The following is a 12793-nucleotide window of genomic DNA, read 5'->3' as shown; positions in this document are numbered from 1 at the left end:
GCCGCGGCCCCCGGACCGTCGGCGCGTACCTCGCCCGCCGTGCTCATCGCGGCCGTCGTCATCGGCTGCGCGATCGTCGGCCTCGCCGCCGGCGCGCTGCTCAGCTCCGGCGGCGGCTCGGACGACGGTGAGGGGCCCGGCTTCCTCGAACAGCGGCAGGAGGAGACCGGGGGGACGGTCGACGGCCGCCCGGAGTCCGAGGGCGGCGCCGGGGGCGAGGCCGGGGAGGACCCCGAGGTGCTCGCCCGCGCCCAGGCCGAGCAGCTGTCCGATCTGCTCGCCGACAGCGGCGAGAGCCGCGAGTCCGTCATCGCCGCCGTCGACCACATCAAGTCCTGCGACAAGCTCGGCGAGGCCGCCGAGGACCTGCGGGCCGCCGGTGAACAGCGCAACGGTCTGATCACCCGGCTCGACGAACTGGCCATCGACCGGCTCCCCGACCACCAGCCGCTGTCCGACGCGCTGCGCGAGGCGTGGCAGGCGTCCGCCGACGCCGACTACGCGTACGCGGCCTGGGCCGAGGAGCTGAAGGACAACCGCCGGATGTGCCGGGGCGGCGAGCCGCGCCACACCGACAACGCCTCGCAGGCCGAACAGTCCAGCGGCAAGGCCACCTCCGCGAAGGAGCGGGCGTCCGGGCTGTGGAACCCGGTGGCGGACCGGTACGGGCTGCCCACCCGGGACGCGACGCAGCTCTAGCGGACCGTAAAACATACGATCTCTTCTGTGTCTGCTGCCGAAACCCCTTCCCGTCGCCCCCGTCGTTCCTTCACCATGGGCGGCATGCCGCTCAACGACATGCCCTGGTGGCGTTGGCGCGCCAATGTGCGCTCGGCGCTGCACATGCTCTCGGACCCGGTGTTCCACCAGGAGTGCTGGCTGCCCGGCCTGCCCGGCTACGGGGACGTGACCGACGCCGTCTACCGGCTGGTCGAGGACACCTGGCTGGACAACTGGTCGGCCGAGAAGTACATCGGCACCGTCTTCCGGGACACCCAGGAGGCGGCGCTGGTCGATGTGGCGGTGCTGCGGGTGCTGCGCATCATGCACCAGGTGGGCGCGGACGCCCCGGTGGCCGCGTACCTCCAGCACCACGGCTGGCCCGAGGCCGTCCGGGCGGCCCGGGAGGCGCACGTCCGGCTGGCCCTCGCGGACGGTGACAACCCGGACGTGCCGCCGACCAGCCTGGACGAGCTGGCCGCGACGGTGACCACGGTCTGAACGGCGTCCTGGGCGGGGCCCGGGATGTGCCACGCTTGGGCAGTATGAACGCCGCCGCTTCCGCCGCCGCTCCCGATCAGTATGTGCTGACCCTCTCCTGCCCGGACAAACCGGGCATCGTGCACGCCGTGTCGAGCTATCTCTTCATGACCGGCTGCAACATCGAGGACAGCCAGCAGTTCGGTGACCGCGACACCGGCCTCTTCTTCATGCGCGTGCACTTCACCGCCGAGAACACCGGCAGCGGGACCGGGGCCGGGGCCGGGACCGCCACGGACCCCACGGAGAAGCTGCGTGCCTCCTTCGCCGCCATCGGCGACTCGTTCCAGATGGACTGGCAACTGCACCGCGCCGACCGGAGGATGCGCATCGTCCTCATGGTCAGCAAGTTCGGCCACTGCCTGAACGACCTGCTCTTCCGTGCCCGCATCGGCGCCCTGCCGGTCGAGATCGCCGCCGTGGTCTCCAACCACACCGACTTCGCCGAGCTGGCCGCCTCCTACGGCGTCCCCTTCCACCACATCCCCGTCACCGCCGACACCAAGGCCGAGGCCGAGGCGCGGCTGCTGCGGATCGTCGAGGAGGAGGGCGTCGAACTGGTGGTGCTCGCCCGCTACATGCAGGTCATCTCCGACGACCTGTGCAAGAAGCTGGAGGGGCGGATCATCAACATCCACCACTCCTTCCTGCCGAGCTTCAAGGGCGCCAAGCCCTACCACCTGGCGCACGCCCGGGGCGTGAAGCTCATCGGCGCCACCGCCCACTACGTCACCGCCGAACTCGACGAGGGCCCCATCATCGAGCAGGAGGTCGCCCGGGTCGGCCACGGCGTCACCCCCCAGCAGCTGGTGGCCATCGGCCGCGACGTGGAGTGCCAGGCCCTGGCCCGCGCCGTGCAGTGGCACAGCGAGCGCCGCGTCCTGCTCAACGGCACCCGCACGGTGGTCTTCGACTAGGAGACCGTGGACCGGCCGTTCCGTCCGCGCCCCCGCTCCGCCCGCCCGGGCGGGCCGGGGGCGCGGTGCGTTCGGGGTGGGCCGCGCCCGGGTCACCCCCGGGGCGCTATCGGGGCCCCGCGGTGCCGGCCCCACGCCACGAAGAGCGCGAGCGCGGCGAGGACGCCGTTGACCCCGGTGTCGGCTCCCTCGCCCCGCGCGAGGTGGAAGACGATCGCCGACCCCATGAGGGCGACCACGCCGAGGGCCGCCAGGACGGTCAGCCGGGGCCGGACGCGGGTGACCGAGGGCAGCAGGACGCCGAGCCCGCCGAGGAGGTCGAACACCGCGGAGAGGCGCAGCAGCCCCGGCAGCTCACCCGCCCACGCGAACGCCTCCGCGACCTGATCGACGGGCGCGGCCAGCTTCCAGAGGCCGCCGCCGACCAGGAACGCGGCCAGGAGCCCCTGGGCGCTCCACAGGCCGAGGGACAGGGCCTTCGGGGACCCTTCGGTGACGGGGCGCGGGGGTGCGTTCATCGGATTCCTCTTCTGCCGGCGGTCAGCGGATTGACCGCGGGGGTCACAAGGTAGCTGCTGGATCAGTACTGAACAAGTCGTCCAGAAGTGAACGCCGACAAAAGTAGCGCCATGAGTGTTCGGCACCTCGGGTAGGGTGGCGCCATGGGGATGACCGAGGAAGGCGCCGTCGACCCCCGGGTGCAGCGCACCCGCCGCGATGTCGTCGACGCCGCCACGGAGCTGTTCAAGACCGAGGGCTGGGCAGCGGTCACCCACGCCGAGGTCGCCCGCCGCGCGGGGTACTCCAAAGCGACCGTCTACGCGCACTGGCCGACCCGCCTGGACCTGGTGCGCGCGTCCGTCGGGCAGATCTGCGGCACGTCCGCACACCCCCCGCCGACCGGCGATCTCCGCGCGGACCTGGTCACCGCCCTGCTGGACTTTGCCGACGACCTGTCCCGGGGGCATCTGACCCGGGTGCTCGGCGGAGTCTTCGAACGCGCCGGGAGCGACCCGGCCGTGGACGAGATGCGCGGACAGCTCTACGCCGAGGGAGCCGGCCCGCTGGAGGCGATCCTCGGCGCGCATCTGCCCGAGGAGTCGGTCGAGCCGTGTGTGGCCCTGCTGACCGGCGGCGTCCTGGTCCGCGTCGCCATGCAGGCCTCCCCGGCGACCCGGGAGTTCATCGAGGACCTCGTCGACCGGGTCCTCGCCTCGGCACGCGGGTGACACGGACGGGAGACGGCCTGCCGCCCCGCACGGACCCGCCAGGACCGGGCCGGGTCAACCGGACCGGACGGCGCCGTGACCCGGACCGCGCCCTGACCCGGACGCGGCGCCCCTAGAGCCGCGACAGCGCGGTCAGCGCGCTCAGCACATCGCTGATCGCCGCCTGGTCGCCCTGCCCCGCCACCGCCGCCTCGGCCGGGGACAGCCGTCCCGCCGCCAGCCGGCAGAACTCCACATCCGCCAGCGCCACCTGGGCCACCGCGTCCCGCGCCGCTACCCGCGTCACCGCGGCCGTCGGCGAGTCCAGCGGAATCCAGTAGTCCCCGCCGCCCGCGCCCTCGATCTCCAGATGGACGGTACGGCCCGGCGCACCCGCCGTCGTCAGCCGCGCCCGGGTCGTCGCGAGCCCCGCCCGGCGCCGCCCCGCGATCGACCCCGGCAGCCGGCGCGCCGTGAGATCCACCAGCAGCCGCAGATGGGCGCCCAGCGGCGCCTCGTACGGATAGTCCACCGCGTCCGCGATGTCCCCGGCGTGCGTCCAGCACGCGAACGCCCGGTTCAGATACGCGTCCGACAGCGGTATCCGCGGCCCGGCCGCCGCCCCGAGTCCGGGGAAGATCCCCGGGTCGCAGTCGGCCACCGGCAGCATCTCCTCACCGGTGCGCCCACCGCGCCGGGCCGCGGCCCGCACCAGCTCCCGGCTCTGCTCGCGCCAGTCCTCCCAGGCCCGCGCCGCCACCACCCGGGCCGGCCCGGTGTCCCCGCCGGCCGCGGTCACCAGCCGCCACCGGGTCTCGGTGCGCTCCAGCGGATCGGCCGGTGCCTGCGCGCCGAGCGGGTCGGGGAGTCCGACCGCGCGGGCCAGCAGCCCGTCCATGGCGACCAGGTGATCCAGCACCTGCGCGATGGTGAGCGACCGCCTGGCCCGTTCCTCACCCCCGAACCACCGCACCCGCACCGGGATGTCCCACTCGTCCGCGGTGATGTCGTGCAGCAGCGCGTCGAGCCGGGCGGCCTCCGCGTCGTACGGCGCCGCCCAGCCCGGTATGGGCCGCGCCGCCGGACGGCGGGCGAGAGCGCTCTCCAGCACGCCGTACCGCAACTGCGGATCCAGGTCGAGACTGCGGGGCGGCCCCAGCAGGGTCACCGCGTCCCGCAGCCGCAGCGCCTCGTCGGCGCACCGGGCGCAGTCGTTCAGATGCGCCTCCACACAGGCCGCCTCCTGGACGGAGCAGGCGTCCAGCGCCCACACGCCCAGCAGCGACATCAGCTCCTGATGGGTCAGCCGCCCGTCTCCCTCCGGACCCGGTGCCGCGCCGGGGTGCGCGCCGGTGCGCTCCGGCCCGGTGCGCTGCCGCGGTGCCGGAACGCGGGGCGCCCCGGCGGCGCCCGTTCCACCGCCGCCCGGCTGCTCCTGATCGCCGGGCTCCCGGCTTCCCGGCCGCGCGGCCGTCATACGCGTTGCTCCCGTCGTACGTCATCGGGATAGGTAGTCGCCGAGGCCAGCAACTGCAACCCCAGCCGCAGCCTGCGCCGCGCCTCGGTGTGCGTGATGCCCAGTTCCCGCGCGACCTCGCGGTAGTCGGTGCGCCCGCCCCTGGCCAGCTCCAGCGCCTCGCGCAGCGGAGCCGGCATGGCCGTGACGATGTAGTCGGCCCGGGCGGCGGTCGACGCGGTGCGGATGCGCTCGGCCGAGCCGGCCGCCGTCCCCTCCCGGCGCCGCAGCCGGGCCACGGCGAGCCGGTGGGCCTCGCCCGCGATCCAGGACCGCATCGGCCCCTGGGCCGGGTCGAAGCTCTGCGGCGTGGCCCAGATCCGTCCGAAGACTTCCCTGGTCACGCGCCCGGTGCTCTCCTCGTCGGTCAGCACCCGGTGGGCGATGCCGTACGCCAGGGACGCGAAACGGTCGTAGAGTTCGGCCAGGGCCGCCGCCTCGCCGCTCTCCAGCCGCCGGCGCATGTCGCGGTCCCACTGTGGCGGTGTCTCATGTGCCATCCCTGCCCCCAAGCGTTCTCACACCCGGCACAACCTCCGACCCCGTGCGTACGTCAAATGTAGTGCGAGGAACTGTTTCCGCGCGCCCCCGAACGGCAGTATGCGCCCGCTCTTTCCAGGAGGCGGATGTCCGGGCCGGATCGGGGTCGGATCGGATGGCCGGATGACCGGGGGCGGACGGCGGGGGGTGGAGGGTGACGCGTGAGACGCGCGAAAGTGGGCAAGGGCGCTGGGGAGAGCCCCCGGAAGGACCGGGGACGACATCGGTGAACATCGAAGGAGAGGGCACGCGGGCGTGACATTGACGGTGGATGCGGAGCTGCGGGGCGAGTGGGCTGTGCTGCGGGTCGCGGGCGAGCTCGACCTCGTGACCTCGCCCGTGGTGCGCCAGCATGTCCATGACGCGGTGGCCGATGGGCGACGCAGTGTGGTACTCGATCTGTCGCAGGTGCAGTTCTGCGACTCCTCCGGGGTGGGGGTGCTGATCGCCGCGCGGCGGCTGATGCGCTCGTGCGCCGGACGGCTGCGGCTGATCCTGCCGGCCCAGGGAGCGGAGGACGGCTCCCATGTCAACCGGGTCCTGGCCGCGCTCGGCGTGCGCCGGCTGTTCGACTGCTATCCGGATCTGGCGTCGGCGACCGCCGAGCCGCTGCCCGCCTGACCGCCCGCGCCGTGTTCTGCGCGGCTGTGTGCGGACCTGTGTGCGATAAAAGCGCCCCGGTCTCGTACAGAAGCAGTACCCCGTACTCCTTTGCGTCGGAATACGCGGGAAGTGCTTGTTGCCCGACTCGCCCTCAACGATGCTGTGCTGCACCGAGTTTGTCCGCCGGTCGGAATGGTGTGAACGGTGCAGGTACAGGAGCAGGTGCTACGGACCCAGCTGGAGGTCGGACCCGAGCCGTCGGAGGTGCGGCGCGCACGGCACTGGCTGCGTGAGCGGCTGGCCGGCTCCGGAGTCTCACCGGGCCAGATCGACACCCTCACGCTGCTGGTCTCCGAGCTGGTGACCAACGCCGTGGTGCACACCGGCAGCCCCGCCGTGCTGCGGCTGGTGATGCGGGAGAGGGCCTGCCGTCACCCGGTGCGCCTCGAAGTCGCCGACCGGAGCGCCCTCGCCCCCCGGCCGCGCAGCGCCGACACGGAGGACACCTGCGGGCGCGGCCTCGAACTCGTCGACCTGCTCGCCGACCGCTGGGGCTGGCAGCGCGAGCCCGCGGGCAAGCGGGTGTGGTGCGAACTGGACTGCCCCGCGGCCCCGTGACCGGCGGCGCACCGCCCGACGGCGTACGGATCCGGCCAGGTCCGGCGCGGACGCGGTGGCCGGATCGTCCCCGCCCCGTTGTCAGCCGCGGCGCGTGCGCGCTATGGCGGCCGCTATCCGCGGGGCGTCCCTGGCCAGCTCCCGGATCATGCCGCTGATCGGATTGGTGAACCCGGTGAAGTACAGATCCGGCGCCGTGGGATGCGTCTCCTTGCCGTGCACCACCGGCTTGCCCGCCCCGTCCAGCAGCCCCAGGTGCCCGATCAGCGGTTCGAGGCCGCGCCGGTAGCCGGTGGCGGCGATCACCACCTCGGGGGTGATCGCGGTGCCGTCCGCCAGCAGGACCCGCTCCCCGTCGAACGCGGTCACCGCCCGGGTGATCTCGACCTTCCCCTTGCGCACCGCCCGGATCAGCCCCACGTCCTGCACCGGGATGGCGCCCGCCCGCGCCCGCGTGTACAGACCGGTGGCCGGACGCGGCAGCCCGTACCGCGCCAGATCGGGCAGCAGCCGGGCCACCGGACGGGCCATGCGGTCCACCAGACCCGCCGGCAGCCGCCGCACCAGCACCCCGCTGGCCTGGGACGGCCAGCCGAGCGTCGAGCGGCGCAGAATGTGCGGCGGGGTGCGCACCGCCAGCCTCACCCGGCCCGCGCCGCCCTCGCCCGCCAGGTCGGCGGCTATCTCGGCGCCGGTGTTCCCGACCCCCACCACCAGTACGTCCTTGCCCGCGTACGGGCGCGGGTTGCGGTAGGCGTGCGCGTGCAGGAACTCCCCGGTGAACCCCTCGCGGCCCGGCCAGGGCGGTATGAACGGGGTGTGGTTGTAGCCGGTGGCCAGCACCACGGCGGAGGCGCGCAGCTTCCGGCCGCCGTTGGCCAGCAGCGTCCAGCCGCCGGGGGAGGCACCGGTGTCCCGCTCCACCCGGGACACCTCGACCCCGGCCGCGAGATCCAGCTGGTGGTGGATGGCGTACCGCTCCAGATAGCGCACGAAGTCGTCGCGGGCCACCCAGCGCCCCGCGGACCGGGGGATCGGCAACCCGGGCAGGGACGACCAGCGGCGGGTGGTGTGCAGATGGAGCCGGTCGTAGTGGCCGCGCCAGGAGGCGCCGACATCGCCGGCCTTGTCGACCACGACGGCGCGTATGCCGCGCTGCTTCAGCGCTGCCGCGGCGGCGAGCCCGCCGGGCCCTGCGCCGATGACGTGGACCGGGGGCAGAGGTTCGGACGTGGGCGTGGACATGGCGTTGAGGATACGCAGAACGGTCGGCGGCGACACCGGGTCCGGCGGAGACAGGAACCGGCCGGCCGGCGCCCCCGCGCCGTCACCTTCTCCCCGGCGCCGTTCAGGCCGCGGGCTTCCTGCCGGTCACGCCCAGATGCACCAGCGTCGTCAGCGCCGGCTTGAGGTCGGTCTGCCTGGCCCCCAGCGACTGGAGGCTCTTGGGCTGCGCGGAGACCGCCGCCAGCATCGTGACCAGCGAACCGGCCAGCGCCGCCGAGGAGATGTCCTTGCCGCCGCCGCGCCCGCGCGCCTGGAGCCCGTCGATGGTCTCCGCCAGCGGTTTGACGACCGCGCCCTGGATGCGGGTCCTGATGCGCACGAACCGCCGGTCGCCCTCGGACGCGGCCAGATCGACGACGCGCAGGATCGCGTCGTGCCGGCGCCAGAACGCCAGGACACCGTCCACCAGTTCCTCGGCGGTCTGCCGCCCCGCCTTGCCGGTCCAGGAGCGGCCGGCCACCAGCTCGGACAGCGCCGCGGACTCGCGGAGCGTCACCTCGGCGAGTTCCAGAACGGCCGCCTCGACGTCCGGAAAGTACTGGTAGAACGTGGCCGGCGACGTGCCGGCCTTGCGCGCCACGTCGATCACCTTGACATCGCGGTACGGGGAGGTGGACAGCATCTTGCCCAGGCAGTCCAGCAGTTTCTGCCGGGTGGCCTGCCCGCGGCGGCCCGCCACCCGGCCGTCCACAGTCGTCACATGTCCTGTCATGCCGTCAGCTTATCGACGTGTCCGAACGGCGCGATCCGGCCGCGTCCGAACGGGTATCGGGGCCCCGGCGCGGCCAATCCGGCCCCGGATTCGCCACTGTCAGTGGCGGAGGGAAGAATCGGCTCGAAGGTCCGCTGGTGCCGTGGAGCAATGAGATGCTGCTCGGGGGCGGCACGAACGAACGAGCGTCCTGACGGGGAGGTGTCCAGCACGATGGTGCAGCAGCTGACGCAGCACGATCCACGGCGGATCGGGCCGTTCGAGGTGCTGGGGCGGCTCGGGTCCGGCGGCATGGGGCTGGTCTACCTGGCCCGCTCGGCGTCCGGGCGCCGGGTGGCCATCAAGACCGTGCGCACCGAACTGGCCGAGGACCAGCTGTTCCGGGTGCGCTTCACGCGCGAGGTCGAGGCGGCCCGCGCCGTCTCCGGCTTCTACACCGCCGCCGTCGTCGACGCCGACCCCCGCGCCGCCGTGCCGTGGCTGGCCACCGCCTACGTGCCCGCCCCCTCGCTGGAGGAGATCGTCAGCGAGTGCGGCCCGCTGCCGCCGCAGGCCGTGCGCTGGCTGGCCGCCGGTATCGCCGAGGCGCTCCAGTCGATCCACGGCGCGGGCCTGGTGCACCGCGACCTGAAGCCGTCCAACGTCCTGGTCGTGGAGGACGGCCCCCGGGTCATCGATTTCGGCATCGCCTCGGGCGTCTCCAACACCCGGCTGACGCTCACCAACGTCGCCGTCGGCACGCCCGCGTACATGTCGCCCGAGCAGGCGCGGGACTCCCGCGGGGTGACCGGTGCCTCCGATGTGTTCTCCCTCGCCTCCACCCTGGTCTTCGCCGCCACCGGGCACGCCCCGTACCACGGCGCGAACCCGGTGGAGACCGTCTTCATGCTGCTGCGCGAGGGCCCCGACCTGGAGGGGCTGCCCGACGAGCTGCGGCCGCTGATCGACTCCCTGATGACGCCCAAGCCGGAGGACCGGCCCACCCCGGCCGATCTCCAGGCACAGCTGGCGCCGCACCTCTTCGCCTCCTCCGGGGACGACGACAGCGGCTCGGCGTCCGCGTGGCTGCCCGCGGGGGCGGTGGCGCTGATCGAGGAGCGGCGGCACCGCGGGCGCGGCACGCCGCCGCCGGCCGGGGCGGCCGCCTCGCCGTCCTCGCCTGTGCCGGTGCCTTCGCCCCCGCCGCCGTCCGGCCCCGCACCCCTGTCGCCGCGGGCCGAGGAACCGGCCACCCCGCCGCCCCCGCCCTCCACTCCGCCACCGCCGGCCGAGGAACCGCCGGCCCCGGTGCAGGTCCAGGTGCGGGAACAGGCCACGATCCGTCTCGCCGGGTCCCAGCTGCCCATCGGCCCCGGGCCCAGACCCGCCGCCCCGGTGGCCGCGCCGCAGCCCGCGGCCGTGCCCGCGCCGCACCCCGCGCCGCCGCCCGCACCCGCGGTGGTGCCGGCGGACTGGCGCCCCTGGCGGTTCCGGATGACCAACGACCTGTGGGGCACCCCGCTGGTCCGCGACGGGCTGCTGTACGTCACCTCCTTCGAGGTGCACGCCCTGGATGTGGCCAGCGGACGCAGACAGTTCAAGACGCGCGAGGTCGCCTGGTCGATGGCGGTCACCGGCGGCAAGGTGCTGGCCTCGGACGGCCCGAGCCTGTACGCGCTGGACGCCACCGACGGCTCCGACCGCTGGCGGGTGCCCACCGAGGGCTGGATCTACGGGCTGCGCGCCGAGCGCGGCACCGTCCTGACCGCGACCCGCGGCGGCGGCGTCCAGGTGTGGGAGGCGGGCACCGGCGAACAGCTGTGGGAGCTGTCGGGCGCGCACACCGACTTCGAGACCCGGGAGACCGCGCCCCTCATCCACGGCGGCGCGGTCTACGCGTGGGGAGAGGGCCAGCTGTACGTCCTGGAGGCGCGCACCGGCAGCGAGCTGTGGCGCTATCCGGTCGGCGACGCCACCGCCACCGGCGGCGTCCCGGTCCGGATATGCCCGACCGACGACGGGACGGTGTACGTGGCGGCCGGCTCCCGGGTGCTGGCCCTCGACGCGGCGACCGGCGCGGAACGCTGGCGGTTCGACACCCCGGCGGCCATCCTGGCGCCGCCCGCCTACGAGCCGCCGTCCTCGCGCGCCGCCGGGATCTACTTCACCGACTACCTGGGCACGGTCTACGCGCTGGACCTGGCCACCGGCGACGACCGCTGGCGGATCGCGACCGAGGCACGGCAGTCCACGGAGGCCGTGGTGATCGCCGACGGGCTGGTCCATCTCGGCAGCGGCACGGCCATGTACACGCTGGACGCGGTGAGCGGCACCCCGCGCTGGCGGTTCGCGGCCGGGGACTCGATCGTCGGCAGCCCGGTGGTGAGCGAGGGCCGGGTGCACTTCGGCTCCGAGGACCACTGTCTGTACACGCTCGACGCCAGCAGCGGGCGGCTCAGCTGGAAGCTGGAGACCGGCGGCGCCATCACGGGCAGCCCGGCGGTCTCGCAGGGTGTGGTGTTCGCGTGCAGCAAGGACCACTGCGTGTACGCGCTGGACGCCGCACGGGGAACACGACAAGGCTGACAAGCGAAGGGACCGACGGGGAGCACATGCGCATACGAGGAACAGCGCGACTGACGGCGGCGGCTGCCGCCGCCGTGCTCCTGCTGAGTGCCTGCGGCAGCGACGACGGTGACGGCGACGCGCAGAACGACCAGCAGCAGGAACAGCAGGAGCAGCAGGAGACCGGGGCCGGCGAGAGCGACGGCGCGGACGGCGACGCGGACGCGGACGGCGACGACCGGTCCTCCGAGGAGCGGATCGCCGAGGACGAGGCCCGCTCCATCGAGGGCGACGGTCTCGACGGCGTCTGGGAGTCGATCGTCGACGACAACGACATCGAGACCCTCACCATCACCGGCGGCACGGTGGAGACCACCGGCCCGCTCAGCTGCCCGGGCACGGTGTCCGAGCCGGACAGCGCCGAACCGGTCATCGAGCTGGACTGCGACGTCGAGAACCCCAACCGCGTCCGCGGCACCCTGGAGCTGAACCCGGAGGGCAACCGCCTCTTCATCGGCTGGGAAGGCCAGGCCTGGGGCGGCTACATCGACAGCCTGATCCGCATCGGCTGACCGCCGGGACCGGCCCGGCCGGGGACTAGGGGGTGTCTGATGGATAGCGCCGGTCAAACCCGCAGTGGCTGGTGCGGTGCATCGCAAGGCGGAGGGGCGGCCTCGTAGTGGGCTACTCGGTCGTGCCCGACAACGCAGCGAGGTGCCGTGCCAGCCGCTGCGGGCCAGGCGGGATCCATCAGACACCCCCCTAGGTGTATTGACCCGCGGGGTTGTTTACGCGGGTGATGGGTGGCTTGCCTGCGAGTGCGGTGTGGCTGCGGTGGTGGTTGTAGGTGTGGAGGAATGTTGCCAGGGCCTGGGTGCGCTCGTTGTTGGAGGTGTAGGGCCGTTGGTAGGCCCATTCGTCGAGGAGGGTGCGGTTGAAGCGTTCGACTTTGCCGTTGGTCTGGGGCCGGTAGGGGCGGATCTTCTTGTGGGTGATGCCGGCTGTGGCCAGTGTCCGGGTGAAGAGCTTGGACTTGTAGCAGGCGCCGTTGTCGGTCAGGACCCGCTCGACGGTGATGCCGTGGGCGGTGAAGAATGCGTTCGCCCGTTTCCAGAAGCCGGCGGCGGTCTCCTTGCGTTCGTCGGAGAGGACTTCGCTGTAGGCCAGGCGGGAGTGGTCATCGACGGCGGAGTGGATGTAGCTGTAGCCGATCACCGGGGTGCTGCTTCGCCGCTGGTCGGTGGTGGCCTGCCGGTTGCGGTCTCCGGCGGTGCGGCCCACCACGCGCCAGCCTCCGCCGTGGGGGATGTTGCCGAGTTTCTTGATGTCGACGTGGACCAGCTCGCCTGGCCGGTCCCGTTCGTAGCGGCGGATGCGACGGCCGGTGGGCCGGTCCAGGTGGGCCAGGCGGTTCAGGCCGTGGCGGACCAGGATCCGGTGAACCGTCGAGGCCGGCAGGCCCAGGATCGGGCCGATCCGTGCCGGGCCCAGCTTCCGGCCGGTCCGCAGCCGACAGACCGCGCTCTCGACTCCGTCCGGAGTGCGGTGGGGTGTCGTGCCGGGCCTGCTGGAGCGGTCGTGCAGACCC

The 12793-nt window shown here is 73.4% G+C and carries 13 protein-coding genes and 1 pseudogene; 8 read left to right on the top strand and 6 right to left on the bottom strand.

Annotated elements, in window-relative coordinates; translation table 11 throughout:
• From ACFV5N_RS16040 to purU, 3 genes and pseudogenes are all read left to right on the top strand, one after another.
• A pseudogene (locus ACFV5N_RS16040) lies at nucleotides 1–699 on the top strand (hypothetical protein); the annotation flags it as partial.
• 75 nt (nucleotides 700–774) lie between these two features.
• Nucleotides 775–1221: a hypothetical protein gene (locus ACFV5N_RS16035; protein ID WP_385599525.1), complete on the top strand. Its 447-nt coding sequence runs from the start codon at nucleotides 775–777 to the stop codon at nucleotides 1219–1221.
• A gap of 44 nt (nucleotides 1222–1265) precedes the next feature.
• Nucleotides 1266–2177 (top strand): formyltetrahydrofolate deformylase, encoded by a 912-nt coding sequence (purU, locus tag ACFV5N_RS16030; RefSeq protein WP_385599520.1) that lies wholly within the window; start codon nucleotides 1266–1268, stop codon nucleotides 2175–2177.
• Nucleotides 2178–2269: 92 nt separating this feature from the next.
• Here purU and ACFV5N_RS16025 read toward each other — a convergent pair whose 3' ends face one another.
• A complete protein-coding gene (locus ACFV5N_RS16025) occupies nucleotides 2270–2695 on the bottom strand; it encodes a DoxX family protein (protein ID WP_385599518.1) in 426 nt (141 codons plus the stop codon).
• Nucleotides 2696–2839: 144 nt separating this feature from the next.
• Between ACFV5N_RS16025 and ACFV5N_RS16020 the strand changes: the two genes are divergently transcribed.
• Nucleotides 2840–3406, top strand: a complete 567-nt coding sequence (locus tag ACFV5N_RS16020; RefSeq protein WP_385599515.1) for a TetR/AcrR family transcriptional regulator — start codon at nucleotides 2840–2842, stop codon at nucleotides 3404–3406.
• A 112-nt stretch (nucleotides 3407–3518) separates the two neighbouring features.
• Here the strand turns inward: ACFV5N_RS16020 and ACFV5N_RS16015 are convergent, their stop codons facing one another.
• Entirely contained in the window at nucleotides 3519–4862 is a 1344-nt protein-coding gene (locus ACFV5N_RS16015; RefSeq protein WP_385599512.1) for an MDMPI N domain containing protein, read from the bottom strand.
• On the bottom strand, nucleotides 4859–5401 hold the full coding sequence (locus ACFV5N_RS16010) for a sigma factor (protein ID WP_385599509.1): 543 nt from the start codon (nucleotides 5399–5401) through the stop codon (nucleotides 4859–4861). Before ACFV5N_RS16010 ends, ACFV5N_RS16015 begins: the two co-directional genes overlap by 4 nt.
• Before the next feature lie 295 nt (nucleotides 5402–5696).
• On the opposite strand from ACFV5N_RS16010, the gene ACFV5N_RS16005 reads away from it, so the two are divergent.
• A complete protein-coding gene (locus ACFV5N_RS16005; protein WP_026047060.1) occupies nucleotides 5697–6062 on the top strand; it encodes an STAS domain-containing protein in 366 nt (121 codons plus the stop codon).
• Between the two features lie 204 nt (nucleotides 6063–6266).
• Complete coding sequence (locus ACFV5N_RS16000; protein WP_385599505.1) at nucleotides 6267–6662, top strand: ATP-binding protein; 396 nt, start codon at nucleotides 6267–6269, stop codon at nucleotides 6660–6662.
• 81 nt (nucleotides 6663–6743) lie between these two features.
• On the opposite strand, the gene ACFV5N_RS15995 is transcribed toward ACFV5N_RS16000, so the two are convergent.
• On the bottom strand, nucleotides 6744–7907 hold the full coding sequence (locus tag ACFV5N_RS15995) for a flavin-containing monooxygenase (protein WP_385599503.1): 1164 nt from the start codon (nucleotides 7905–7907) through the stop codon (nucleotides 6744–6746).
• A 103-nt stretch (nucleotides 7908–8010) separates the two neighbouring features.
• Nucleotides 8011–8661: a TetR family transcriptional regulator gene (locus tag ACFV5N_RS15990; protein ID WP_385599500.1), complete on the bottom strand. Its 651-nt coding sequence runs from the start codon at nucleotides 8659–8661 to the stop codon at nucleotides 8011–8013.
• Nucleotides 8662–8874: 213 nt separating this feature from the next.
• Between ACFV5N_RS15990 and ACFV5N_RS15985 the strand changes: the two genes are divergently transcribed.
• Complete coding sequence (locus ACFV5N_RS15985) at nucleotides 8875–11226, top strand: serine/threonine-protein kinase (RefSeq protein WP_385599523.1); 2352 nt, start codon at nucleotides 8875–8877, stop codon at nucleotides 11224–11226.
• A 26-nt stretch (nucleotides 11227–11252) separates the two neighbouring features.
• A complete protein-coding gene (locus ACFV5N_RS15980) occupies nucleotides 11253–11777 on the top strand; it encodes a hypothetical protein (RefSeq protein ID WP_385599497.1) in 525 nt (174 codons plus the stop codon).
• A 190-nt stretch (nucleotides 11778–11967) separates the two neighbouring features.
• Here ACFV5N_RS15980 and ACFV5N_RS15975 read toward each other — a convergent pair.
• Nucleotides 11968–12793, bottom strand: an 826-nt coding sequence (locus ACFV5N_RS15975) for an IS481 family transposase (protein WP_385599494.1), incomplete at its 5' end; no start/stop codon positions are given.

It is taken from the genome of Streptomyces sp. NPDC059853 (assembly GCF_042731495.1).
Taxonomy (GTDB): Bacteria; Actinomycetota; Actinomycetes; order Streptomycetales; family Streptomycetaceae; genus Streptomyces.
Note: the sequence above shows the minus strand (reverse complement) of the source record. Positions and strands in the feature narration are given on the sequence as shown.

What these genes read in the sequence shown, in the direction of transcription:
- ACFV5N_RS16035 (WP_385599525.1), top strand. Translation starts at nt 775, where the DNA reads ATGGGCGGCATGCCGCTCAACGACATGCCCTGGTGGCGTTGGCGCGCC.
- purU (WP_385599520.1), top strand. Translation starts at nt 1,266, where the DNA reads ATGAACGCCGCCGCTTCCGCCGCCGCTCCCGATCAGTATGTGCTGACC.
- ACFV5N_RS16025 (WP_385599518.1), bottom strand. Translation starts at nt 2,695, where the DNA reads ATGAACGCACCCCCGCGCCCCGTCACCGAAGGGTCCCCGAAGGCCCTG.
- ACFV5N_RS16020 (WP_385599515.1), top strand. Translation starts at nt 2,840, where the DNA reads ATGGGGATGACCGAGGAAGGCGCCGTCGACCCCCGGGTGCAGCGCACC.
- ACFV5N_RS16015 (WP_385599512.1), bottom strand. Translation starts at nt 4,862, where the DNA reads ATGACGGCCGCGCGGCCGGGAAGCCGGGAGCCCGGCGATCAGGAGCAG.
- ACFV5N_RS16010 (WP_385599509.1), bottom strand. Translation starts at nt 5,401, where the DNA reads ATGGCACATGAGACACCGCCACAGTGGGACCGCGACATGCGCCGGCGG.
- ACFV5N_RS15995 (WP_385599503.1), bottom strand. Translation starts at nt 7,907, where the DNA reads ATGTCCACGCCCACGTCCGAACCTCTGCCCCCGGTCCACGTCATCGGC.
- ACFV5N_RS15990 (WP_385599500.1), bottom strand. Translation starts at nt 8,661, where the DNA reads ATGACAGGACATGTGACGACTGTGGACGGCCGGGTGGCGGGCCGCCGC.
- ACFV5N_RS15985 (WP_385599523.1), top strand. Translation starts at nt 8,875, where the DNA reads ATGGTGCAGCAGCTGACGCAGCACGATCCACGGCGGATCGGGCCGTTC.
- ACFV5N_RS15980 (WP_385599497.1), top strand. Translation starts at nt 11,253, where the DNA reads ATGCGCATACGAGGAACAGCGCGACTGACGGCGGCGGCTGCCGCCGCC.